The sequence below is a fragment of the Streptomyces sp. CC228A genome (assembly GCF_021390935.1).
Classification (GTDB): domain Bacteria; phylum Actinomycetota; class Actinomycetes; order Streptomycetales; family Streptomycetaceae; genus Streptomyces.
Genome location: NZ_JAJPUI010000009.1, coordinates 227574 through 250137, shown reverse-complemented (window position 1 = coordinate 250137; position 22564 = coordinate 227574). Strand labels below are relative to the sequence as shown.

General features: G+C 72.0%; 14 protein-coding genes and 8 pseudogenes. 5 read left to right on the top strand and 17 right to left on the bottom strand.

Going from position 1 to position 22564, the window contains the following annotated elements; all coding sequences use genetic code 11:
• Positions 1-4: 4 nt before the first annotated feature.
• The 3 genes and pseudogenes from tsaD to tsaB form a co-directional block, all read right to left on the bottom strand.
• Positions 5-1117, bottom strand: a complete 1113-nt coding sequence (tsaD, locus tag L6E17_RS24655; RefSeq protein WP_236242892.1) for a tRNA (adenosine(37)-N6)-threonylcarbamoyltransferase complex transferase subunit TsaD — start codon at positions 1115-1117, stop codon at positions 5-7.
• 298 nt (positions 1118-1415) lie between these two features.
• Positions 1416-1847, bottom strand: a pseudogene (gene rimI / locus L6E17_RS24650) (ribosomal protein S18-alanine N-acetyltransferase); the annotation flags it as partial.
• Positions 1848-1867: 20 nt separating this feature from the next.
• Positions 1868-2520: pseudogene (tsaB, locus tag L6E17_RS24645) on the bottom strand (tRNA (adenosine(37)-N6)-threonylcarbamoyltransferase complex dimerization subunit type 1 TsaB).
• Positions 2521-2623: 103 nt separating this feature from the next.
• On the opposite strand from tsaB, the gene L6E17_RS24640 reads away from it, so the two are divergent.
• Entirely contained in the window at positions 2624-3214 is a 591-nt protein-coding gene (locus L6E17_RS24640) for a L,D-transpeptidase (protein ID WP_236242891.1), read from the top strand.
• Between the two features lie 347 nt (positions 3215-3561).
• On the opposite strand, the gene L6E17_RS24635 is transcribed toward L6E17_RS24640, so the two are convergent.
• From L6E17_RS24635 to L6E17_RS24595, 9 genes and pseudogenes are all read right to left on the bottom strand, one after another.
• On the bottom strand, positions 3562-3771 hold the full coding sequence (locus tag L6E17_RS24635; RefSeq protein WP_236242890.1) for a hypothetical protein: 210 nt from the start codon (positions 3769-3771) through the stop codon (positions 3562-3564).
• 132 nt (positions 3772-3903) lie between these two features.
• The gene (gene tsaE, locus L6E17_RS24630) at positions 3904-4437 is read right to left on the bottom strand and encodes a tRNA (adenosine(37)-N6)-threonylcarbamoyltransferase complex ATPase subunit type 1 TsaE (protein ID WP_236242889.1); all 534 of its coding nucleotides are present in this window, start codon (positions 4435-4437) and stop codon (positions 3904-3906) included.
• 227 nt (positions 4438-4664) lie between these two features.
• A pseudogene (locus L6E17_RS24625) lies at positions 4665-5827 on the bottom strand (alpha/beta fold hydrolase).
• 15 nt (positions 5828-5842) lie between these two features.
• A pseudogene (gene alr, locus L6E17_RS24620) lies at positions 5843-7047 on the bottom strand (alanine racemase).
• Positions 7048-7336: 289 nt separating this feature from the next.
• On the bottom strand, positions 7337-8026 hold the full coding sequence (locus L6E17_RS24615; protein WP_236242888.1) for an SMI1/KNR4 family protein: 690 nt from the start codon (positions 8024-8026) through the stop codon (positions 7337-7339).
• Positions 8027-8679: 653 nt separating this feature from the next.
• Positions 8680-10117: pseudogene (locus tag L6E17_RS24610) on the bottom strand (NAD(P)H-hydrate dehydratase).
• 543 nt (positions 10118-10660) lie between these two features.
• Positions 10661-11029: a holo-ACP synthase gene (locus L6E17_RS24605; RefSeq protein WP_071267631.1), complete on the bottom strand. Its 369-nt coding sequence runs from the start codon at positions 11027-11029 to the stop codon at positions 10661-10663.
• On the bottom strand, positions 11026-12873 hold the full coding sequence (gene glmS, locus L6E17_RS24600) for a glutamine--fructose-6-phosphate transaminase (isomerizing) (protein ID WP_071267629.1): 1848 nt from the start codon (positions 12871-12873) through the stop codon (positions 11026-11028). The genes L6E17_RS24605 and glmS overlap by 4 nt, the downstream gene beginning before the upstream one ends.
• Positions 12874-12938: 65 nt before the next feature.
• Positions 12939-13727, bottom strand: coding sequence for a hypothetical protein (locus L6E17_RS24595; protein ID WP_236242887.1), 789 nt, complete (start codon positions 13725-13727; stop codon positions 12939-12941).
• Positions 13728-13926: 199 nt separating this feature from the next.
• Here L6E17_RS24595 and galE point away from each other — a divergent pair, with 199 nt between their 5' ends.
• Both galE and L6E17_RS24580 read left to right on the top strand, forming a co-directional pair.
• Entirely contained in the window at positions 13927-14916 is a 990-nt protein-coding gene (gene galE, locus L6E17_RS24590) for a UDP-glucose 4-epimerase GalE (protein WP_236242886.1), read from the top strand.
• A gap of 1109 nt (positions 14917-16025) precedes the next feature.
• On the top strand, positions 16026-17243 hold the full coding sequence (locus tag L6E17_RS24580; protein WP_236238829.1) for an IS110 family transposase: 1218 nt from the start codon (positions 16026-16028) through the stop codon (positions 17241-17243).
• A gap of 204 nt (positions 17244-17447) precedes the next feature.
• On the opposite strand, the gene L6E17_RS24575 is transcribed toward L6E17_RS24580, so the two are convergent.
• Positions 17448-17999: a hypothetical protein gene (locus L6E17_RS24575; RefSeq protein WP_236242885.1), complete on the bottom strand. Its 552-nt coding sequence runs from the start codon at positions 17997-17999 to the stop codon at positions 17448-17450.
• Between the two features lie 54 nt (positions 18000-18053).
• Positions 18054-18206, bottom strand: a pseudogene (locus L6E17_RS31650) (NucA/NucB deoxyribonuclease domain-containing protein); the annotation flags it as partial.
• Between the two features lie 377 nt (positions 18207-18583).
• On the opposite strand from L6E17_RS31650, the pseudogene L6E17_RS24570 reads away from it, so the two are divergent.
• A pseudogene (locus tag L6E17_RS24570) lies at positions 18584-19000 on the top strand (transposase family protein); the annotation flags it as partial.
• A gap of 369 nt (positions 19001-19369) precedes the next feature.
• Here the strand turns inward: L6E17_RS24570 and L6E17_RS24565 are convergent.
• The gene (locus L6E17_RS24565) at positions 19370-19786 is read right to left on the bottom strand and encodes a hypothetical protein (RefSeq protein ID WP_236242884.1); all 417 of its coding nucleotides are present in this window, start codon (positions 19784-19786) and stop codon (positions 19370-19372) included.
• A gap of 672 nt (positions 19787-20458) precedes the next feature.
• Positions 20459-20734, bottom strand: a complete 276-nt coding sequence (locus tag L6E17_RS24560; RefSeq protein ID WP_236242883.1) for a hypothetical protein — start codon at positions 20732-20734, stop codon at positions 20459-20461.
• A gap of 16 nt (positions 20735-20750) precedes the next feature.
• Here L6E17_RS24560 and L6E17_RS24555 point away from each other — a divergent pair.
• A pseudogene (locus L6E17_RS24555) lies at positions 20751-21716 on the top strand (tyrosine-type recombinase/integrase); the annotation flags it as partial.
• 203 nt (positions 21717-21919) lie between these two features.
• On the opposite strand, the gene L6E17_RS24550 reads toward L6E17_RS24555, so the two are convergent.
• Complete coding sequence (locus L6E17_RS24550; protein ID WP_236242882.1) at positions 21920-22558, bottom strand: hypothetical protein; 639 nt, start codon at positions 22556-22558, stop codon at positions 21920-21922.
• Positions 22559-22564 lie beyond the last annotated feature (6 nt).

The window sequence follows — 22564 nt, the reverse complement described above, 5'->3', positions numbered from 1 at the left end:
ACCGTCACGAGTACAGGTTCTCCTTGCTGAGCTCGTGCAGGTGATCGTGGTCGTGGTCGTGGGCGTGGGAGTGGTCTCCCGGCACGTGGGGGTCCGTCACCGGCAGCGAGGAGTCCGCGGAGAGGCCGAGGTCGGAGGCCGGGCGGTTGCGGGCGACCATCTCTGCGCCGAGGGCGGCGACCATCGCGCCGTTGTCGGTGCACAGCCCCGGGCGCGGCACGCGCAGGCGGATCCCGGCGCGCTCGCAGCGCTCCTGCGCCAGGGCCCGCAGCCGGGAGTTCGCCGCCACGCCGCCCCCGATCATCAGGTGGTCGACGCCCTGGTCCTTGCAGGCCCGCACGGCCTTGCGGGTCAGGACGTCCACGACCGCCTCCTGGAAGGACGCCGCCACGTCGCGCACGGGCACGTCCTCGCCGGCGTTCCGCCTGGCCTCGACCCAGCGGGCCACGGCCGTCTTGAGACCGGAGAAGGAGAAGTCGTACGCTGGGTCGCGCGGCCCGGTCAGGCCGCGCGGGAACGCGATGGCCGCCGGGTCGCCCTCCTTGGCGAGCCGGTCGATGACCGGGCCTCCGGGGAAGCCCAGGTTCAGCACGCGGGCGATCTTGTCGAAGGCCTCGCCGGCCGCGTCGTCGATCGTCGCGCCCATGGGCCGGACGTCCGAGGTGATGTCCGGGGCCAGCAGCAGGGACGAGTGGCCGCCGCTGACCAGCAGCGCCATCGTCGGCTCGGGCAGCGGGCCGTGCTCCAGCTGGTCCACGCAGATGTGCGACGCGAGGTGGTTCACCCCGTACAGCGGCTTGCCCAGCGCGTACGCGTACGCCTTCGCCGCCGAGACGCCGACGAGCAGCGCGCCCGCCAGGCCGGGGCCCGCCGTCACCGCGACGCCGTCCAGGTCGCGGGCCGTGACACCGGCCTCCTTCAGGGCCCGCTCGATGGTCGGGACCATCGCCTCCAGGTGGGCGCGGGACGCGATCTCGGGGACGACGCCGCCGAAGCGGGCGTGGTCGTCGACGCTCGACGCGACCGCGTTCGCGAGCAGGGTGGTGCCGCGGACGATGCCGACGCCGGTCTCGTCGCAGGAGGTCTCGATACCGAGGACGAGGGGTTCGTCAGCCATGGCTCTCAGCGCTTTCCATCGGGTCTTCTTGTACGTCGTCGTCTTGTGCGCCGCCGGCCCGCGGATCGTCCGGTACGGCATCGCCCCGTACGGCGTCGTCGGGGTCTTGTGCGCCCGCCCGGCGTACGCGGTGCGGGCGCGCGCCGGGGTCTTCCGGTGCGCGGGGGTCCTGGGCGGCGGCGCTCCCCTCAGCGGCAGCCTCCGGGGCGGCGGCCTCCGGGGCGGCGGCCTCCGCGACAGCGGCTTCCGGGGCGGCGGCTTCGGAGGCGGCCGCGTCCTGGGCGGCTCCGTCCCGTACCGTCAGCCGCATCACCAGCGCGTCCACGTTCCCCGGCTGGTAGTAGCCGCGCCGGAAGCCGATCGGCTCGAAACCGAAGCGCTCGTAGAGCCGCTGCGCCCTGGCGTTGTCGACCCGGACCTCCAGCAGCACTTCCCGGCACTCGAAGTCCGTGGCACTGCGCAGCAGCTCGCTGAGGAGCCGGGCGCCGAGCCCGGTGCCCCACTGGTCGCGCGCGGCGGCGATGGTCTGGACGTCGCCGAGCCCGCCGGCCGCCGCGAGCCCCGCGTAGCCGACGATCCGGCCGCCGGCCTCCGCCACCACGTAGCGGCGCGTCGCCGCGGGGCCGCGCGCGTGCGCGAGCTCCGACCAGAACATGCCTTCCGACCAGGCGTCCTCGGGGAACAGGTCGCGTTCGAGTTCCAGCACCGGCGGGATGTCCCACCAGCGCATCTCGCGCAGGGCCGCCTCGGTCACTGCGGGGTGACCACCTTGTAGTTCTTCGGCACCTGGGCGTCCGGCCGCCGCAGGTACAGGGGCGCGGCGGCAGCAGCGCCTCCCCGGCCGCGAGCCGCTCCGCCGCCAGGGCGGCCAGCGCGTCGGCCGACTGGTGCTCGGGGTCGCGGGCGTCCGGGAACACCTCGCCGTACAGCCGCGCGCCCGCGCCCACGGCGGGCAGCCCGGCGACCTCGGCGGCGATGTCGGCGGGCCGGTCCACCGCCGGCTCCGTCACCCGGGTCCGGCAGTCGTCGTACCGGGCCCAGTAGACCTCCTTGCGGCGGGCGTCCGTGGCGACGACGAACGGCTCGTCCAGCCCGGAGGCGTACGCGAGGCCGTCCAGGGTGCACACCCCGTGCACGGGCACGCCCAGCGCGGAGCCGAAGGTGGCGGCGGTCACCAGGCCGACGCGCAGCCCGGTGTACGGGCCGGGGCCGACGCCCACGACGACGTCGGTGACGGCGTCCAGGGCGAGCCCGGCCTCGGTGAGCACGCGGTGCACGGCGGGCAGCAGCAGTTCCCCGTGCCGGCGCGCGTCGACCCGGCCCGACCGGGCGACGACGGACCGCCCGTCGTGGAGAGCGACGGTGACGGCGGGTGTGGCGGTATCCATGGCGAGCAGCAGCACGCGAACAGCCTACGGCTCCCGCAGGGTGGAGTACGGCGGCCAGGTGCCCTCCCGGAGCTGCTGCTACCGTCACATCGACAGGTCGTAGGAGAGGTGGGGCAGCGTGGCAAGGAGCAGCTCGGGATTCGTGGCCGGGCTCACCGCGGCGGCACTGGCGGCGGTCGGCTTCCTGGCCTACCAGGCGTCCGCGACCGCCCCCGCGGACCTGCGGGGCGGCAAGGCCGGCGCTTCCTCCGCGGAACCGTCCGCCCCGCCCTCCGCCCCCGGCGCCTCCCCGGCCCCGGGGGCGTCCGCGTCCACGGGGCAGCAGGTGCCGGCGGCGCCCGAGCAGTCCGGTTCGGGGGAACGGGTGGTGTACGCCCTGGCGGAGCGCCGGGTGTGGCTGGTGGAGGAGTCCGGTGAGGTGTCCCGGACGTTCACGGTGATGCCGAGCACGGTGCACCCGGCGCCGGGTTCCTACAAGGTGACGTCGCGCTCGGGCAACGTGCAGGGGTCCGACGGGGTGCAGGTGGAGCACGTGGTGCGGTTCGCCTCGGTGGACGGCGTGACGATCGGCTTCAGCGCGGCCGTGGACGGCTCGACGCCCAGCCCGGACCCGACGCGCCGCACGGGCGGGGTGCGGATGAGCCGCGAGGACGGGGACGCGCTGTGGAAGTTCGCGACCGTCAACGCGAAGGTCGTCGTCGTTCCCTGAGCCGCCCGGCCGCTGCCACGCCGCCGCGGGGCTCCCTCACCCTCGGGGCCTCCCCTGCGGGCTCCCTCCTGCGGTGTGCCGGTGCGTGGGGGCCTCTTTGGCCTGGGGTTCCGCCTCGCGGGGTTCCGTACCCCGGGCGCGTTCCGTACGGGGTGGCCGTGGCCTCGGGGGTGTCGCCGCGCGGGCTTCCGTGACCAGGGCTGCGCGGCGGACCGTCGCTCGTGCGGGTCACGGACCGTTCCGCTCCTGCCGGCCGCGGACCGTGCGTGCTTCCCTCAGGGGAGTTGCCGCCGCGACCCGCCCGTCCCGCAACCGGGCCGCAGAAGCGCCCGGCAGCCGGGTTGCGGTTACGCCGCGCGGGGTGCCTCGTGGGGGGCGCCGTCCTCGGGGGCGTCGCCGGACGGCTCGCCGGATGCGGCGGCGGGAGCCGGGCGGGGCGGTGTGGACACGGCGCTGGCCGCCGCGCAGGACGCGAGCAGGTCGCGCATCGACACGTCCGACGGCTGCCGGTGCTCCGGCGGCCGTTCCGGCTGCCGCCTCGGCTGCTGCTGCGGCATGGTTGCCTCCCGGCTCCAAGCGTAGTTAGGTGAACCTAACCAAGGTCTGATCTCCATGTGACCACGCTTCGGAGGTACCGCGCAACAATTTACCGACGGCTTGTCGGAACGTACGGCACGCGCGTACGGCTCTCAGACCAGCGCGAGGTCCACGCCCGCCCAGCGCTCCCCCACCCCCGTCAGGGTGACCTGGCGGCGGTCGTCGTCCGTGTCCCCGACGACCCGGTCGATCACCACGTGCAGGCGGTCCTCCGTGAGGTCCTCCACCTTGCCCTCGCCCCACTCCACGACCACGACGGAGTCCGGCAGCGAGACGTCGAGGTCCAGGTCCTCCATCTCGTCGAGCCCGCCGCCCAGCCGGTAGGCGTCCACGTGCACCAGAGCGGGGCCGCCGGTCAGCGACGGGTGGACGCGGGCGATGACGAAGGTGGGCGACGTGACCGCGCCGCGCACCCCGAGTCCCTCGCCCAGGCCGCGCGTCAGGGTCGTCTTGCCCGCGCCCAGCTCGCCGGTGAGCATCACGAGGTCTCCGGGGCGCAGCAGCCCGGCCAGTGCGCGCCCGAGGTCCTGCATCTCCTCGGGCGCGTGCACGGTGAGGCGGGCGGTGGCCGCGACGTCGGCGGCGGGGATGTGCGGTGCGGTGGCGGAGGGGTGCGCTGCTTCCATGTGTGCCAAGGTAACCGCTCCGCCGGCACCGTCCGCGTACGTCCCCGACCAGCCCGGCCACCACCGCCGCGCGAGGCCGCCGACGCCGCCCGCGTACGCCCCCGAGCAGCCCGCCACCAGCGGCGCGCGCAGCCGCCCGCGTCGCCCGCGTACGCCCCCGACCAGCCCGCCACCAGCGGCGCGCGCAGCCGCGGCCCCGGCTCGGGGTCCCGCGGGCGGGCCGGGCGTCAGCCGTGGTCGCGCAGGTCGGCGCCGGCGCGGGCGAGCAGGGCCAGCAGCCGGTCGGTGACCGTGTCCGGGTGCTCCAGCATCACCAGGTGGCCGCCGTCGGGCACGACGACCAGCTCGGCGCCCGGGAGCAGCGCGGCCATGGCCTCGGTGTGGGCCCAGGGGGTGATCATGTCCCGCTCCCCGACCAGCGCCAGCACCGGCACCTCCGCGTCCGCGAGGACGGCGAGCGCCTCCGCCTTGTCGTGCGCCGCGAACGCCGGGTAGAACTCCGCGACCACGTCGATGGGCGTGGCTTCGATCATGCGCTCCGCGAACCGCGCGACGACCGGGTCGACGTCCCGCGACCCGAAGCTGTACCGCTTGACCAGTCCGGCGAAGAGGTCCGCCGTGGCCCGCCGCCCTCGCTCCACGAGCTCCGCGCGCGCCCCCATGGCGCGCAGGACCCCCGGCAGCACCTTCCGCACCGCGTCGACGCCCGCAGCCGGAAGCCCGTAGCTCACCTCGGCGAGCCGCCCCGAGGACGTGCCGACCAGGGCGACGCCGGCCACCCGCTCCCGTACGAACTCCGGGTACTGGTCGGCCAGCGCCATGATCGTCATACCGCCCATGGAGTGCCCCACCAGCACCAGCGGGCCCTCGGGCGCGGCGGCGTCCAGCACCGCCTTCAGGTCGCGGCCCAGCAGGTCGATCGTGACGGGCACCGCGTCCGGGCCGCTCTGCGCGGTGCCGCGGGCCGACCGGCCGTGGCTGCGCTGGTCCCAGTGCACCGTCCTGACCCGGCCGCGCAGTGCGGCGCGCTGGAAGTGCCAGGCGTCCTGGTTGAGGCAGTAGCCGTGGCAGAAGACGACGGTGAGCTGCGGGGCACCCGGCTCCGCCTCCTCCACCTCGTACGCCAGCGCCGTGCCGTCCTCCGCGGGCGCGGTGCCCGGGGTGCCGCGCAGCCCGCCGAAGGGCCCCGCCGCGTCCAGCGCGGCCGGGCACGACGGCGCATGCCGCGCCCCACGGTGAGCCGCTCCAGGGCGACACCGGCCGCGGCGCCCGCCGCGACGATCCCTATCGCCGCCCCGGCGAAGCCCGCGCGGCGCCAGCCGCCACCGCTCTCCACTGCGGTGTCGACGGCCCCCGCGACGGCCTTCCCGGCCCCGGTCGTCCCGCCCACGGCTCCCCCTCGGCGCTACGCGTCCGCTCCGCCGGGCCCGCCCGGGCCCGCGTCCCCGTCCCCGTCGTCGTCCCGGCCCGCGTCCGCGTCCGCGTCGTCGTCCCGGCCAGCGTCCGCGTCCAGGTAGACGCGCGGCACGCGCGTGCCGACGCGGGTCACGATCTCGTACGCGATGGTGTCCGCGGCCCGCGCCCAGTCCTCGGCCGTGGGCTCGCCGTCGTCGCCGGGGCCGAACAGGACGGCGCGGTCGCCGACCCGGACGGTGTCCTCGCCGAGGTCGACGACGAACTGGTCCATCGCGATCCGGCCGGCGGCCGTCCGCACCTTCCCGCCCAGCAGGACGGGTCCCCGCCCGGAGGCGTGGCGCGGCACGCCGTCGGCGTAGCCGACCGGGACGAGCGCCAGGTGCGTGTCGCGGTCGGTGACGTAGTGGTGGCCGTAGCTGATGCCGAGGCCGGGCGGGGCCTGCTTCACGGACGCCACGTGCGCCGACAGCCGCATCACGGGCCGCAGCCCGAAGTCGGCGGGGGTGCCCAGCTCCGGGGCGGGCGAGATGCCGTAGAGGGCCACCCCGGTCCGTACGAGGTCGAAGTGCGTCTCCGGGAGGGTGAGGGTGGCGGGGGAGTTGGCCATGTGCCGCACCTCCGGCTCGACCCCGGCCTTCTCCGCGTACTCCAGCATGTCGTGGAACTGCGCCAGTTGGGCGTTCACAGACGGGTGCCCGGGCTCGTCGGCGCACGCGAAGTGCGACCACAGGCCGGTGATCCGCACGAGCCCGTCGGCCTGCGCCTTCAGTGCCTCGCCCACCATGTGCGGCCAGTCGGCGGGCAGGCAGCCGTTGCGGCCGAGCCCGGTGTCGGCCTTGAGCTGGATCCGCGCGGGGCGACCGGCCGCCCGGGCCGCCTCGGTGACCTCGTCCAGCGCCCACAGACCGCTGACCGCCACGTCGACGTCCGCGTCGACGGCCGCCCGCCAGGGCCCGCCGGGCGTCCACAGCCAGCACAGCAGCGGCGCGTCGATGCCGGCCGCCCGCAGCGCGAGCGCCTCGTACGGCGTGGCCGTGCCCAGCCAGGCCGCGCCCGCGGCCAGCGCGGCGCGGGCGCACGGCACCGCCCCGTGGCCGTAGCCGTCGGCCTTCACCACGGCCATGACCCGGGCGCCTTGGGGGCGACGCGGGCCCGCAGCGCGCGCACGTTGCTGCGCAGCGCGCCGAGGTCGATCTCGGCGCGGGCGCGGAAGGTCTCGGGACGCGCGGGCCCCCGGCGGCGTCGGGGGCGTCGGCGCTGCGGTGCTGCGGTGTCGTACTCATCGCGCCCAGTCTCTCAGGTGCGCCTCCCGGCCCCGTTGCCCCGGCGTGCCGCACGGTGCGGCGCCGTCGCCACCCGGGCCCGGGTCCGGGTCGGCACACAGGTCACGGCGCCACGTCACCCGGGCCCCGGTCCGGACCGGCACACGGTCACGGCGCCACGTCACCCGGGCCCGGGTCGGCATAAGGGGCACGGCACCGCGTCACCCGGGCCCGGGTCCGGCGTACGGGTCGGGTTCCCCGGTGACGGGGTCGAGGCCCGCGAGGTAGCGGCGCTGCTCCTCCCGCCAGTGCACGAAGCGGGCGGGCGCGCCGTCCCAGAAGACCAGGCTGACCGGCGGCTCGTCGAACTCGTCGCCGAGCAGCCGCGCCAGGAACTCCGCCATGCCGTACGGGTGGACGGTGAACCGCTCGGACGTGTGCCGCCCGCACACCACGACCGGCCAGCGGTCGGGGTCCGGGTCGGCGGTGAGCCAGCACAGGATGTCCGCCCCGGCGGTCACGCCCCAGGCGAGCAGGTCGCCGCCGGGTCCGCCCGGCAGGCCCGGCCCGCCCTCCTGCTCCTGGACGAGCCGTGCGTTGCCGGTCTCCTCGGCGATGTCGGCGGGCGCCCACCGGAGGCCCGGCTGCGGCAGCGGCAGCAGCACGACGGCCTCTCCGTTGATCGTGCCGCCGCCGTAGCGGGCCATGAAGGCGCGGTAGTCCGCGGGGAAGCCGACGCCCCACCGCCGCTCGGCCGCAGCCCAGTCCACGTGCTCGTCGGCCCCGTGCAGGGGAGGCATGAGCCGCACGAGCGCCGCGAGCGGGTCACGGCCGCCGCTTACGCCGCGGGCCTCGGTGCTGCGGGTGGCGTCGGCGGCCTCGGCCGCGTCCTCGGCCGCGTCCTCGGACACGTCCTCGGCGTCCGCGCTCCCGCCCGCACCGGGGACTCCGACGGCGCCCTGGAGCCTCTCGGCCCCTCCGGCCGCCCCCTCGGCCGTCCCTTCGCGCGCCCCCTGGGCTCCTCCGTCGGCCGTCTCCTGCGCCCGCGGCCCGCCGGCCTGTGCGGGCCGCCCGCGCCGGCCGGCCTCCGCGGGGAGGTCGGCTTCTTCGGGCTCTCCGGCCCCTCCGGCCCCCGCGCCACCGCCGCGTCGGTACGGCCCGCGCCGTCCCCCGTGCACCCGACGCTCCCAGCGCCCCGGCCGGGTCCCGCGGGGTCCCGCCGTCCGTACGGCCGGTGTCGAGGGCCGTCGCGGCCCGTCCCTCCGCGACGCCCCGGTCGGCGGCCTCCTCCGTGCCGGTGGCACCAGGGCCGCCGCGCCCGCCGGCCCTGGTGCCGCCGGCGCGTGCGGCGGGCACGGCAGCCTGGCCGCACCCGCCCTCCGCCGCGGCGGCGCGCCGGGTGCCGGCGGCACCGCCCTGCGCGCGGCCGCCCGTGCCGGCGCCTTCGCACCCGCCCCGGGCCGCGCCCGCGTCCGTACCCCGCCGCGAGCCGGGGCCCCCTCCCGTGTCCACGTACGACTCCTCCCCCACCATCGCTTCCGCCCCTCGCCCTGCGCCGCCCGCCCTACGCGGTCGCCCCGCCCGTCACGTCCCGCCACGCGCCCTGCAGCGCCTCCGCCACGTCGTACGCCGCCACCGGCGCCCCCGCGCGGCGCGCCGGGCGGCGAGACCGTGCAGGTACGCCGCCGCGGACGCGGCATCACGCGCGGCGAGCCCGGCCGCCAGGAGCGAGCCGGCGAGGCCCGACAGGACGTCTCCGCTGCCGGCCGTGGCCAGCCAGGGCGTCCCCGTCGGGTTCACCCGCACCGGCGCACCGGCCCCAGGATCGGCCACCAGGGTCGTGGAGCCCTTGAGGAGCACGGTCGCGCCGTAGCGGCCGGCCAGTTCCCGCACGGCGTCCAGCCGCCGCGCCTCGACCTCCTCGCGGGCCGCGCCCAGCAGGGCCGCGGCCTCGCCCGCGTGCGGGGTCAGCACGGTCGGCGCGGCCCGTGCGCGCACCGCCCCGGGGTCCAGCTGCCGCAGGCCGTCCGCGTCGACCAGGAGGGGGCGTCGGAGGCCAGCACCTCCGCCACACCCGGGGTGTCGCCCAGGCCGGGGCCGATCACCCACGCCTGTACGCGCCCCGCCTTCCCCGGCGGCCCCGCGTGCACCAGGGTCTCCGGATGGCGGGCCAGCACCGCGTCCCCCGCAGGCCCCACGTACCGCACGGCCCCCGCCCCGCCGCGCAGCGCTCCGGTCACCGCGAGCACCGCGGCCCCGGGGTAGCGCGCCGAACCGGCGACCACCCCGACCACGCCCCGCCGGTACTTGTCGCTCTCGGCGCCCGGCACCGGCAGCAGCCGCGCCACGTCCGCGTGCTGGAGCGCCTCCAGGTCCGGCACCTCCGGCAGGTACGGGCCCAGGCCGATGTCGACGAGCCGCAGAGGGCCCGCGTACTCCCGTGCCGGGTCGACCAGCAGACCCGGCTTGTACGCGCCGAACGTCACCGTGGCGTCCGCCCGTACGGCTTCGCCGTCCACCGTGCCCGTGTCCGCGTCGACGCCGCTCGGCAGGTCCACGGCGACCACGACCGCGTCCGACCCGCGCGCGGCGCGCGCCACGGGGACCGCGTCGGGCCGCAGCCCGCCGCGGCCGCCGATGCCGGTGATGCCGTCCAGGACCAGGTCGGCGCGGGCCAGCACCGCGAACGGGTCGTCGGCGACGCGTCCCCCGGCCCGCAGCAGCGCGGCGAGCCCGGCCTCGTGGGCGCGCGTCCCGAGCAGCACCGCCGACACCCCGGCGCCGCGCCGCGCCAGCCGGGCCCCGGCGTAGAGGGCGTCGCCGCCGTTGTCGCCGCTGCCCACCAGCAGGACGACGCGCGCGCCGTACACCTGCCCCAGCAGCGGTGCGCAGGCGGCGGCGAGCCCCGCGGCGGCCCGCTGCATCAGGGCGCCCTCCGGCAGCCGTGCCATCAGCGCGGCCTCGGCGGCCCGTACGGTCTCGACGCGGTATGCGCTCCGCATCAGCTCAGCCTCCTTCTCGGCTCCGGCTTACGCCCCGGCGCGGACACCCGGCGCGCGGCCCCGGCACGGCCTTCCCGCGCCCCCGCCCGACTTCTGCCCGCTCCGGCCGGCCCACCCCGGGCCCGGCCCACTTCCGGCCCGGCCCATTCCCGGCCGGCCCACTTCCGGCCCGGCCCATTCCCGGCCGGCCCACTTCCGGCCCGGCCCACTCCCGGCCGGCCCACTCCGCACGTTTCCTCTGCGCCGGGCGCCCCGGGCCCGGTGGCGCCCCGGGCCCGGTCCTCCACGGCCGGCCTTCTCGCGCAGACCCTCCACGCCCGGCCCTTCCAGCCCAGGCCCTCCACGGCCGGCCCTTCTCGCACAGGCCCCACGCCCGGCCCTTCGCTCGCAGACCCTCCACGCCCGGCCCTTCCCGCCCCGGTCCTCCACGGCCAGCCCTTCCCGCTCAGGCCCCCGCGCCCGGCCCTTCCCGCCCAGGTCCTCCGCGCACCGGACCTCCCGGCGCCGGGGCCCGTGCGCGAGCGGAACCGGGCAGCGTCCCGCTCACCCCTCCGCTATCACGACCGCCGACGCCACCCCGGCGTCGTGGCTGAGCGACACATGCCAGCTCCGCACGCCCAGTTCGGCCGCGCGCGCGGCCACCGTCCCCCGCACCCTGAGCCGCGGCTGCCCGCTGCCCTCGACGTACACCTCCGCGTCCGTCCACTGCAGTCCGGGCGGCGCACCGAGCGCCTTCGCGAGGGCCTCCTTCGCCGCGAACCGGGCCGCGAGCGACGCCACACCGCGCCGCTCCCCGCTCGGCAGCAGCAGCTCCCGCTCCACGAAGAGCCGGTCAGCGAGGTGCGGGGTCCGCTCCAGGGCCTGCGCGAACCGGTCGATCGCGGCGACGTCGATCCCCACCCCGATGATCATTCGACGGTGACCGACTTCGCCAGGTTGCGCGGCTGGTCCACCTCGTTGCCCCGGGCCGTGGCCAGTTCGCAGGCGAAGACCTGCAACGGCACGGTGGCGACCAGGGGCTGAAGCAGCGTCGGGGTGGCGGGGATGCGGACGAGGTGGTCGGCGTACGGCACGACCGCCTCGTCGCCCTCCTCCGCGATGACGATGGTGCGGGCGCCGCGGGCCCGGATCTCCTGGATGTTGGAGACGATCTTGCCGTGCAGCACGGAGCGGCCGCGCGGCGACGGCACCACGACCACCACCGGCAGGTCCTTCTCGATGAGCGCGATCGGCCCGTGCTTGAGCTCGCCCGCGGCGAACCCCTCGGCGTGCATGTACGCCAGTTCCTTCAGCTTCAGCGCGCCTTCGAGCGCCACCGGGTAGCCGACGTGCCGGCCGAGGAACAGCACCGTGTCCTTGTCGGCGAGGGACCGGGCCAGCTCCCGTACCGGTTCCATGGTGTCGAGCACCCGCTCGACACCGTCCGCGATGCGGGACAGGTCCCGGATGACGGCGCAGATCTCGTCTCCCCACTTGGTGCCGCGGACCTGCCCCAGGTACAGCGCGAGCAGGTAGCAGGCGACGAGCTGGGTGAGGAACGCCTTCGTCGACGCCACCGCCACCTCGGGCCCGGCGTGCGTGTAGAGGACGGCGTCGGACTCCCGCGGGATGGTCGACCCGTTGGTGTTGCAGATGGCGAGGACCCGGGCGCCCTGCTCGCGGGCGTGCCGCAGCGCCATCAGGGTGTCCATGGTCTCGCCGGACTGCGAGATGGCGATGACCAGGGTGCGGTGGTCCAGGATCGGGTCGCGGTAGCGGAACTCGCTGGCGAGCTCCACCTCGCAGGGGATGCGGGTCCAGTGCTCGATGGCGTACTTCGCGATCATCCCCGCGTGGAAGGCGGTGCCGCAGGCGACGATGACCACCTTGGTCGCCTCGCGCAGCACGGAGGCGGGGATGCGGACCTCGTCGAGCGTGAGGTGGCCCTCGGCGTCGATGCGCCCCAGCAGCGTGTCGGCGACCGCCTTCGGCTGCTCGGCGATCTCCTTCAGCATGAAGTAGTCGTAGCCGCCCTTCTCGGCGGCGGAGGCGTCCCAGTCGACGTGGTACGAGCGCACGTCGGCGGGCGCGCCGTGGAAGTCGGTGACGGCGACGCCGTCCCGGCGCAGCTCCACGACCTGGTCCTGGCCGAGCTCGATCGCGGACCGGGTGTGCTCGATGAACGCGGCGACGTCGGAGGCGAGGAAGCTCTCGCCCTCGCCGACGCCGACGACGAGCGGCGAGTTGCGGCGGGCCCCGACGACCACGTCGGGCTCGTCCGCGTGCACGGCGACGAGGGTGAACGCGCCTTCGAGCCTGCGGCACACCTGCCGCATGGCCTCCGCGAGGTCCGCGGTGGACGAGTGGGCCTCGGCGAGGAGGTGGGCGACAACCTCGGTGTCGGTCTCGGACTCCAGGGTGTGGCCGCGCTCCTCCAGTTCGGCGCGCAGCACGGCGAAGTTCTCGATGATGCCGTTGTGGACGACGGCGACCCGCCCGGCGTTGTCGAGGTGGGGGTGGGCGTTGGCGTCGGTCGGGCCGCCGTGGGTGGCCCACCGGGTGTGGCCGATCCCGGTGGACCCGCTGGGCAGCGGGCGGCCGACCAGCTCCTTCTCCAGGTTGACGAGCTTCCCGGCCTTCTTCGCCGCCGCGAGCCCGCCGTCGGCGAGCACGGCGACGCCCGCCGAGTCGTAGCCCCGGTACTCCAGCCTCTTCAGGCCGGCGATCACCACATCGAGCGCCGACTGCCCGCCGACGTAACCCACGATTCCGCACATGGCGGCAGCCTACGACTCCGGCGGGCGCGCCCGCGTCACCCCGGGCCCGGCCGGGGGCGTCCGGGTCAGCCCTGCTGGGCGAGCTTGCCGATCTGGGCGTCGGACAGTGCCGCCGGGTAGTCGCCGGCCTTGCCGGTCACGACGAAGCCGAGGTCCTGGACCGGGAAGGTGGCCAGCGTGGCGCCCTGGCGGACGGCTGCCGCCTGGTAGAGGCTCGGGGTGCCGTCCACCTCGGCCGTCACCTTCCAGCCGGTCGCCTCGTCGCCGCCGGACACCTTCAGCTCCTCGAGCTTGGTGACCTTGACGGCGGCACCGTCCTGCGTGACGGTGAACCCGCCCGCGCAGGCCGCGCCGGCGGCGCGCAGGGAGGCGAGCGCCTCCTCGGCGCCCTTGCCCTCGTACGAGGCGAGGCCGACCAGCGTCATGCTGCCGCCCAGCTTGCCGGCGGCGAGGTCCTCCTTCTTGGGGCTCTGGTTCGCCATGGCCAGGGCCCGGGCGGCGGGCTCGCCCATCGGGACCGACGTGAGGAGGCGGGCGAGCGGCTCGCACTCGGCCTTGTCCGTGGACACCTTGCTCTTCGCCAGCGCCGCGACCTGGGCCGTGTCACCGGCCTTGATCTTGAAGCCCTCCAGGTCGGCGTCGGTGACGAGCGCCTTCTTCAGCTCCGCCTCGGAGAGGACCTTGGCGGCGGGCTCGGCGGCGGCCGGCGCCGCGGACGCGGACGCGGCGCCGGCCTTGTCCTTGGGCGCGGCGTCGGCGTTGTCGTCCTTGCTGCCGCCGCAGGCGGTGACCAGCAGGGCGAGGGAGACCGCGGAGGCGGCGACGGCGGAACGGCGGACGAGCATGGATCGCATAGGTCTTCTGATGTTCTTTCTGTGTGAAGTTGTGAGCACCCTATGTGCCGCCACTGACACCAAAGCCGTCGGTCTCATGGCGGGTCCATGACGGGACCAGACCGTGATGCCGCCGTGATCACGGATCGCCGCACGGGGCACCATGCGGCCCCCGGTAGGCTCGGGCCGTCGGCGTCGTCGGGCCACGGAGGGAGACACGATGAAGGTCCTCATCGCCGGAGGAGCCGGATACATCGGCAGCACCGTCGCCTCGGCCTGCTCCGACGCGGGGATCGACGTGGTCGTCCTGGACAGCCTGATCACCGGGCGCCGCGAGTTCGTCGCCGACCGCCCCTTCTACGAGGGCGACATCGCCGACGGCCCCCTCGTCGACCGGATCTTCGCCGAGCACCCCGACATCGACGCCGTCGTCCACTGCGCGGCGCTCATCGTCGTCCCTGCCTCGGTGGCCGACCCCGTCGGCTACTACCGGGCCAACGTCGCCAAGAGCCTCGACTTCGTCGAGCACCTGCTCCGCAACGGCTGCTCCCGCATGGTGTTCAGCTCGTCCGCCGCCATCTACGGCGCCGAGCCGGACCTCACCGTGACCGAGGACTCCGCCCTCGACCCGCAGAGCCCGTACGCCCGGACGAAGGCGGTGTGCGAGGGCATGTTCGCGGACATCGCCGCCACCCAGCCGATCCGCGTGCTGTCCCTGCGCTACTTCAACCCGATCGGCGCCGACCCGCGGATGCGCACCGGCCTCCAGCTGCGCCGCCCCAGCCACGCGCTGGGCAAGATGATCGAGGCGTACGAGGACAAGACCCCCTTCCCCCTCACGGGCACCGACTTCCCGACTCGCGACGGCTCCGGCATCCGCGACTACATCCACGTCTGGGATCTCGCCACCGCGCACGTGGCCGCGCTCCAGCGGTTCGACGCCGTCCTGGAGCGGGGCAGCCTGGCGATCAACCTCGGCACCGGCACCGGCACGACCGTCCGCGAGCTGCTGGACGCCTTCAACAGCGTGGCCGACGAGCCCGTGGCCGCCGTCGAGACGGAGCGCCGCCCGGGGGACGTCGTCGGCGCCTACACCCGCAGCGACCGCGCCCGCACGCTCCTCGGCTGGGAGCCCCGCCACTCCGTCGCCCAGGGCATCCGGCACTCCCTGGAATGGGCGAGGATCCGCGAGAAGGTCCTGGCCGGGTAGCGGCGGCGACGGCCTGGCGCCCGGAGAGGCAGCCGACCATGGCCCAGCTCCCGGAAGGGTTCCGGCGGGGATGCCGGACGCTGATCCGCACCGACTCTGCAGGCGGCACCGACGAGCTCGTCGCGTGTTCGCCCAGCGTGGCGGGTGGCTCTCGTAGTCGGTCAGCATGACCATCACGGAACAGGTTCACCACGCCGTCTTCGAAATCCCGCCCTCGGCCTGAACGGCAGCGACCGAGCCTGACAGCGACATCGGAACGGCGCCCGGGTCGCCGAACTCACCTGCGACCGCCTCAACGGCTGGCCGAAGGGAACACAGCTGATCGTCCGCAAGGACGACCGCACTCCAGCGCCCAGTTGCGCGTGCTCAACTCTGCCTGACTGCGGCTCACCGCGTTCGCCTCCAGCACCACCCCGACCCGCCGGTCGCGGCTCTGGAGCTGCGGCACCGCCAGCCGGCACGGGCCGAGGTTGTGGGTCTCTGCCGCTCGCACGACCGGCCTCGGGCTACCTGCCTCTGACGACTCACCGCGCAGAACCAGATCTGGCCGGACATCGTCCAGATTGCTCTCGACACCCTCGCGTGGATGCCCGTGCTATTGATCAGGAATTCATGGGGTTCTTGTTTAGGGCATAGCGGACATGTGGGCCGCCGAAGCACTGTATCGGCAAGGCTGGACCTCAATAGCGCCCGAGGTACGCACTACCCCAACATTTGACCTTCGTCGAACCCAAGCTCCCCCTTCGATCTCTAGTTCGACGGCCGCATGCCATCGGACAGCGTCGAGCCATGACTGGGCTGCCATCTGGCGAATGCGATCAAACGCCCCTGGCGCGCCAATCCCCCCGTTATGTTTTCTGCGGCTCCGCAACGGGGCCGCTGGCCTCCGGGCCCGGCATGACTGTTGCCCCCTGTCGAAGGCATGACCTGGGGGGTGGTGTCACCGGGTCCGGGGGTGTTCGTCGGAGACGCTGATCAGAGGTCCGGCCACCGTCCGGTCCGGCGCAATGCCGGACAGTTCGCGGGCGGCAGGTCTGCATAACGTGGATGCGCGAGCACGACACCCGAGCCGAGGCCGGCACCGCCAACACCCCCTGGGAAGGGGCACGATGTTCGAGATCGAAGACGTGGGCGTGTTCCTGGGCCTGGACGTCGGCAAGAGTGCCCACCACGGTCATGGGCTCACCCCGGGCGGGAAGAAGGTCTTCGACAAACCGCTGCCCAACAGCGAGCCCAGGCTGCGGGCCGTCTTCGACAAGCTGCGCGACAAGTTCGGCACCGTCCTGGTGATCGTGGACCAGCCCGCCTCCATCGGCGCCCTGCCGCTGACCGTCGCCCGCGACGCCGGCTGCCAGGTCGCCTACCTGCCCGGACTCGCGATGCGCCGGATCGCCGACCTCTACCCGGGCGAGGCCAAGACCGACGCCAAAGACGCCGCCGTCATCGCGGACGCCGCACGGACTATGCCGCACACCCTGCGCTCGCTGGAACTGACCGACGAGATCACTGCCGAGCTCACCGTGCTCGTCGGCTTCGACCAGGACCTCGCCGCCGAGGCCACCCGCACCTCCAACCGGATACGCGGTCTGCTCACCCAGTTCCACCCCTCGCTGGAGCGCGTCCTGGGCCCGCGCCTGGACCACCAGGCCGTGACCTGGTTGCTGGAGCGCTACGGATCCCCGGCCGCCCTGCGCAAGGCAGGCCGCCGCAGACTCGTGGAGCTGATCCGCCCGAAGGCCCCGCGCATGGCCACCCGGCTGATCGACGACGTCTTCGACGCGCTCGACGAACAGACCGTCGTGGTCCCGGGCACCGGCACCCTCGACATCGTGATCCCCTCCCTGGCCGCCTCGCTCACCGCTGTTCACACCCAGCGCCGGGCGATGGAAGCCCAGATCAACGCTCTGCTGGAGGCTCACCCTCTTTCCCCGGTCCTGACGTCGATGCCCGGCGTCGGCGTCAGGACCGCCGCCGTCCTGCTGGTTACCGTCGGCGACGGCACCAGCTTCCCCACCGCAGCCCACCTCGCCTCCTACGCCGGCCTCGCACCCACCACGAAGCAGTCCGGGACCTCGATCCACGGCGAACACGCACCCCGAGGCGGAAACCGGCAGCTCAAACGGGCGATGTTCCTCTCGGCCTTCGCCTGCATGAACGCCGACCCGGCCTCCCGCACCTACTACGACAAGCAACGAGCCCGCGGCAAAACCCACACCCAGGCACTCCTCCGCCTCGCCCGCCAACGCATCAGCGTCCTGTTCGCCATGCTCCGCGACGGCACCTTCTACGAACCCCGGACACCGACGGACGTCGAACTCGCCGCATAGCTTCAGCAAGCCCGAACCACCCGAAACCCGACAGAGGTGCCTTGACGAAAGACATAGAGGCACCCCCCCCAGATTGGAGGTAATTTTCTGATATAGCCAGCGCACCGGAGCACACTTCCCGGATCTCGCTCAAAAAATCCACGAGATCCTCTCTGTTCAATGACCGCCGACGCCTATGCTCTCACGCTGCGCAGGATCACTACTTTACAAGTCACCTCGCAGCCTGAACGGAAAGTCGCGATCCACCGCCTCCCAGATATCGAAGTCCATATCAAGCATCCCATCAGAATCGACGAAGAATGCACCACGCCTATAGCACTCCGTGAAAGCATCCACCATCTGGACAACATCTTCATAAACCGCCACGACGCCACTCTCCGGCATTACACTTGCAATAAAGTTCCCTTTCGCATGACCGTATACGGCAGCATAGAAATCCGCACCTCCCTGAAGAAGCGGAACCCATGAATCCCCCAAGATTGCATCCATGGCTCCAAATTCCTCTTTACTGGAAACCGCCTCCTCGAGACCGAGGGGTTCATACCCCGGAATAAGGTTCGCATCATCCTGGATTTGCCCAGGCATCAAGCGGACCCCGCCGCACCACCTGAACCAAGCGACGACGTCTGCAGGAACGTTGCCACCCAATTTTTCGACGACTGTTCCGCCATCCACTCCCGAAATCCAGAGGTCTACGACAGGCCGGCCGAGCCCTTCCAACTCCGCCCGCAGGTTTTCCAGGGAGTTGTCAATCATCTGTCTCCTCAGCATGATACAGGCCCCCGCGGCATCTCCACACAGGCCATAGTCTCACCTTTTCACCCTGACCAAAAATGGCATTCCGTCTTGCAGGCCAGTGTTCGCATAGAACCGCTTGAGCGCATTTCCGTGACTTGAGTTCATCCCACCGGGAGCCAGCGTCAAGGTAGCCCCCTGTCCGCCTTCGTAGGTAGAGGCAAAGGGATACTCTTCCCAGGTCGCGTTCGAGGCGAACTGTCTGGGCCTCGGGGCGTGCCTCTACGCATGGTTCCGGTTCCTTTGATGCAACTTCTCACTCACCTTCCACCTCGAGAGGATGGCAGGAGCACCGTCCGCAGTGGCTTTCTCAAAGTTGGCCGCCATCACAGGGTGCACATTCGCATCGATTTCATGCACCGGCATTTCATAAGCAGTTCCACCAGAATCAACGGCAAATACTCTGGGCTCGTTGCAGTTGTGCACGAGGACTGGCGAAGCCCCCGCCGCCGACCTTCTTGTTGGCCGACTTCAATGCTCTGGTGGCGGACTTCTTCGCCTTGTCGAGCTTGGCCTGAGCCGCCTTCGCCGCCGCGGCCTTCTTCGCCGCCGCTCCGTACTACTCCGGGAGACACAAGCGCCACGGCATGAACGTCCAGGTCCTCACCGATCCGTTCGGACAGCTGCTGTGGGCGTCACCCGCCCCGCCCGGGGCCGTCCACGACCTGACCGCCGCGCGGAGCCACGGAATCATCGACGTGCTCGCCGCGACCGGGCTGAAGTGCTGGGCGGACAAGGCGTACCAGGGAGCCGGCCATCCCGTCCGCGTCCCGTTCCGAGTCCGTCGCCTCAAGCGGTGGCAGTGTCGGCGCAACAGCACGCACGCCAAGATCCGCTGCCTCGGCGAGCAGGCCATGGCCACTCTGAAGGGCTGGCGCCTTCTGCGGAAGCTCCGCTGCAGGACCAACCACATCACCGCGATCGTCCAGGCCGTTCTCGTCCTTCACCACGCGTCAACGTGAGGCTGGAAAAGGCTCATTGTGTTAGGGGGTTCTAAAAGGGCGGCTCGTCAATCGATCCCCGATTTTCCTGGGAATCGCCAACCCGCCCGCACTCCTCGAAATCAAGCGCATCAGTACTCGATTCAACCAGCATGCGTTCTTGGCCCCACACATCCAACGCCTCGCAGGCCAAAGTCCTATACGGCCCATTGGAACTATGCACTAGAACATTCTCCACCAAAGGAGTCAACCTCCTGCGATGCATCACCAATGCCGGGGACTCCAGAAATCGAACGGCCGCGACAAGAGCCACCTCAACCACTCTCGAATCAGAGTCATCGAAGTAGGAGGCGACGCCAGGAAAAGCTTCCGGGTAGATACTCCTGATGTTCAGGAAATCAGGAAATGGCTCGGTCGGCGAATATCCCCCCACTCTCGAATGCGCTGCTCCTGCTCAATGCTGGCATCGAAGGCAACGTCGGCCAGCCATGAAAGGAGCTTGCCTCGGAGTGGAAATTTTTCCCCATCCCATGAAGGAGTGAGTGCGGCTCGACTTTCGCGGTCGCCCAAGAGTGCGGCGACATACCTGAGAGCCGGCGCGGTCGCAGAGTAGACGACTCCGTCGTTGAGGAGAGCCTCATACAGGCGGTTGAGTGAACTCGCTACTTTGGAAAAGTCACCCGACGCCAAGTCGTGCAGCTTGGTCGGAGTAACCGGGAAAGCCGACCCGTCGGCATTCTCGAGCTCAGCCCAGTCGGTGAGATCGATGATCGCGCATGGATTCAGCTTATCGCCGTTCATGTCCATAAAGCCAGCATAGCGGCCTGCAGGAAAGCAGCCAAGGCGCGGCAACTGGGCCGCGCCTTGGCGAATGCATCAGAAGGGTACCTCACTGAAAACTTGCCCGCGCTGAGATCGAACCGCTAGCGATGAGCCCCCTGGAAACATTCCTGCCACGTTTGGCGTGCAGAAACCGCATGGCCCGCCAGGCTTTGAGACCATCAGTCGGCCAGTCAAACCCCCGGATCCCGACTGTTTGGCCAAATCCTCACGATAGTGGCCGCCTGAACCTCGACATGCGAGCCAAAGAACTTACCACCGCCGGGGCTCGCCGCAGCAGGAATCTCGCCCATGTTGGCTCTGATCAACGGATGGAGCCGATCGGAAGCCAGGTCAAACTCTCCGTGCCCCTGAACCCAGAGGTACCCGCCGGCGGCAACGTCCGGCCTGCTGGAATATGCAGCATTCTCCGATGCTCTGGCATGCGCCCGTTCATCCGCAGTGGGGCAGTTGTGAACAAGTGCCGAGGTCCCGCCTGCGACCACATAGTACGTGTGCTGCGCGAACCCTCTCTACCTGCTTCTTCGCTGGTCAACGCGGGTATTGCGTTCCGCTGGTGTCCGTGGGTGTGCGGGGAAATCCGTGGGTGTTGCCGTCGCTACTGCCGTCACGGGAGCGGGTGGCCTGCGCGGCCCCCGGTTACTGCCAGGCGCCAGGTTCCGCGCGGAGGGTGGCGCGGGTGGTGCGGTGGTAGAAGTCGTGGCCGGTCTCGGCGCAGTGTTCGGCGATCCAGCGGGTCAGTTCGTCCTCGGTGTGGAGCTCGCCGGAGGTGGCGCCGCAGTCGTGGTCTTCGCCGGTGACGCAGACGGCCGCGAAGGTGGGCAGGGTCATGGGGTCCACGACGGCGGTCACGTGGTACTCGCGGAAGCGGTAGCGCCTGCGGACCGGGGTGCCGGTGTGTGCGGAGTCAGACATGCTCGTCCGCCTCTTCCTGGGCAAGAAGAAGCTCACCAAGCTCACGGCCAAGGACGTCCGCACCTGGCTCAACCAGCTCCGCACCACCTGCCAGTGCTGCACGCGCGGCATCGACGCCCGGTGTGATGAGCCCCGTTGCTGTGCCGTCGGGCAGTGTTGTCGCAAGCTGCTCTCCCCACTGACACTCACCTACATCCACTCCGTGCTCAAGTCCGCCCCGGGACACGGCGTCCGCGAGGAGGAGATCCCGCGCAACGTCGCCCGCAACGTCCGCACGGGCACACCCCGGCCCCGACGGTTCGAACCCCTCACTGCCGATGAGGCCCGCCAGGTCCTCACAGCCGCAGGAGGTCACCGGCTGCACGCGCTGTTCGAACTCGCCCTCAACACCGGACTACGCAAGGGCGAACTCCTCGGTCTGTGCTGGGAAGATCTCGACCTCGACACGGGCACCGCCGCAATCTGCCGCACCCTTCAGCGGACCGCCGCAGGCGGGCTCACCATGCTACCCACCAAGACCCGGGCCTCCGAACGCCGTATCGCCCTCCCCACGCGGTGTCTCCAGTCCCTGGAGCTCCACCGCGAGCAACAGCAGCGCGAACGTGAGGCCGCGGGCACCACGTGGCAGCACAGCGGGCACGTGTTCACCACCGCGCAGGGCAGAGCGATCGATCCGACCAACCTCACCCGCGCCTTCATCACGCTCCTCCGCAAGGCTGGCCTCCGCCGCATCCGCTTCCACGACCTCAGACATTCGACCGCCACCCTGCTCCTGGAACAGGGAGTCGAACTCGTCGTGATCAAGGAACTCCTCGGCCACGCCCACATCGGCGTCACCGCCACCGTCTACGCACACGTCCGACTCCGCCTCCAGCGTGACGCCATCGACGCCCTCGGCACCGCGCTCGGAAGCCCCACGATCACCGAAACAACCAACGGCGGTGGCGACGAACCGCCACCCTGCGCCGCCCTCGTCCGCTGACGTTGCCGTCAACTACTGCCGTCATGCCACGCAGAAGCCCCGCCAGGACATACCTGGCGGGGCTTCAAATTTGCGACCGCTACCCAACATGGTTTGCGTCGCCTCGGATGGCGAGGCTGCACCTCGCCCTCCAACCGACGTAGCCCCCCGGCGGCAGGTGCCGCACCGCCAGTAGGCATCAAGGGGCAGTCCGGCGGAACCCCTCAGGGCAGACGCAACCGATCCACCTTCAGCACCAACTTCATCTGCTCTGCGAGAGCAAGGTTCGCAGCCCCAGCCCGACGCATAAACCGAGTCGCGGGAAACTCGTCAGCGGGAAACTCCCCAAGGAAATCCACATCGCCCTTGGTTTCGGCTAGGGATGCTTCCCCGGCCTCGTCACCCTTCAGGAAGTACTCCACTTCGGCACTCTGATATTCCGCCAGGAATTCAGCGATCTCCGAGCGGATTTCGGCGATCGAGATCGCCGAGTTCACTGCGGACTCTGGATCTGCCTCAAGGAAGCTTGACATCGCGGACACCGATACGGAGATGGCATCCGCTGCGAAGCCGGCTGCTTCTCCGCCGACATCCTCAAGGCGAGTGATCCAGCGCTCTGCCTCCTCTCGGACCCGCGTGAGATCCGACGCCGAGGCCTGCTGGATACCGCGCAGGTCCAGCCACACCGCATCCAGTCCGTTGTTGATCCGGTAAAAGGAGTCTCCCTCTCCTGAATCATGAAGGAACGCCATGGATACCGATCGCACCTTCGTCGCACACAGAGCCGTGACGGCCAGCCGTTGGCGTGGGGTCAGCCGTGCGCACTCCACACGGACGACTTCGACGTCTTCGAGAAATCCCATCTCACT

What these genes read in the sequence shown, in the direction of transcription:
- tsaD (WP_236242892.1), bottom strand. Translation starts at nt 1,117, where the DNA reads ATGGCTGACGAACCCCTCGTCCTCGGTATCGAGACCTCCTGCGACGAG.
- L6E17_RS24550 (WP_236242882.1), bottom strand. Translation starts at nt 22,558, where the DNA reads ATGGGATTTCTCGAAGACGTCGAAGTCGTCCGTGTGGAGTGCGCACGG.
- L6E17_RS24635 (WP_236242890.1), bottom strand. Translation starts at nt 3,771, where the DNA reads ATGCCGCAGCAGCAGCCGAGGCGGCAGCCGGAACGGCCGCCGGAGCAC.
- L6E17_RS24560 (WP_236242883.1), bottom strand. Translation starts at nt 20,734, where the DNA reads ATGTCTGACTCCGCACACACCGGCACCCCGGTCCGCAGGCGCTACCGC.
- L6E17_RS24605 (WP_071267631.1), bottom strand. Translation starts at nt 11,029, where the DNA reads ATGATCATCGGGGTGGGGATCGACGTCGCCGCGATCGACCGGTTCGCG.
- L6E17_RS24595 (WP_236242887.1), bottom strand. Translation starts at nt 13,727, where the DNA reads ATGCGATCCATGCTCGTCCGCCGTTCCGCCGTCGCCGCCTCCGCGGTC.
- L6E17_RS24580 (WP_236238829.1), top strand. Translation starts at nt 16,026, where the DNA reads ATGTTCGAGATCGAAGACGTGGGCGTGTTCCTGGGCCTGGACGTCGGC.
- glmS (WP_071267629.1), bottom strand. Translation starts at nt 12,873, where the DNA reads ATGTGCGGAATCGTGGGTTACGTCGGCGGGCAGTCGGCGCTCGATGTG.
- galE (WP_236242886.1), top strand. Translation starts at nt 13,927, where the DNA reads ATGAAGGTCCTCATCGCCGGAGGAGCCGGATACATCGGCAGCACCGTC.
- tsaE (WP_236242889.1), bottom strand. Translation starts at nt 4,437, where the DNA reads ATGGAAGCAGCGCACCCCTCCGCCACCGCACCGCACATCCCCGCCGCC.
- L6E17_RS24575 (WP_236242885.1), bottom strand. Translation starts at nt 17,999, where the DNA reads ATGATTGACAACTCCCTGGAAAACCTGCGGGCGGAGTTGGAAGGGCTC.
- L6E17_RS24565 (WP_236242884.1), bottom strand. Translation starts at nt 19,786, where the DNA reads ATGGACATGAACGGCGATAAGCTGAATCCATGCGCGATCATCGATCTC.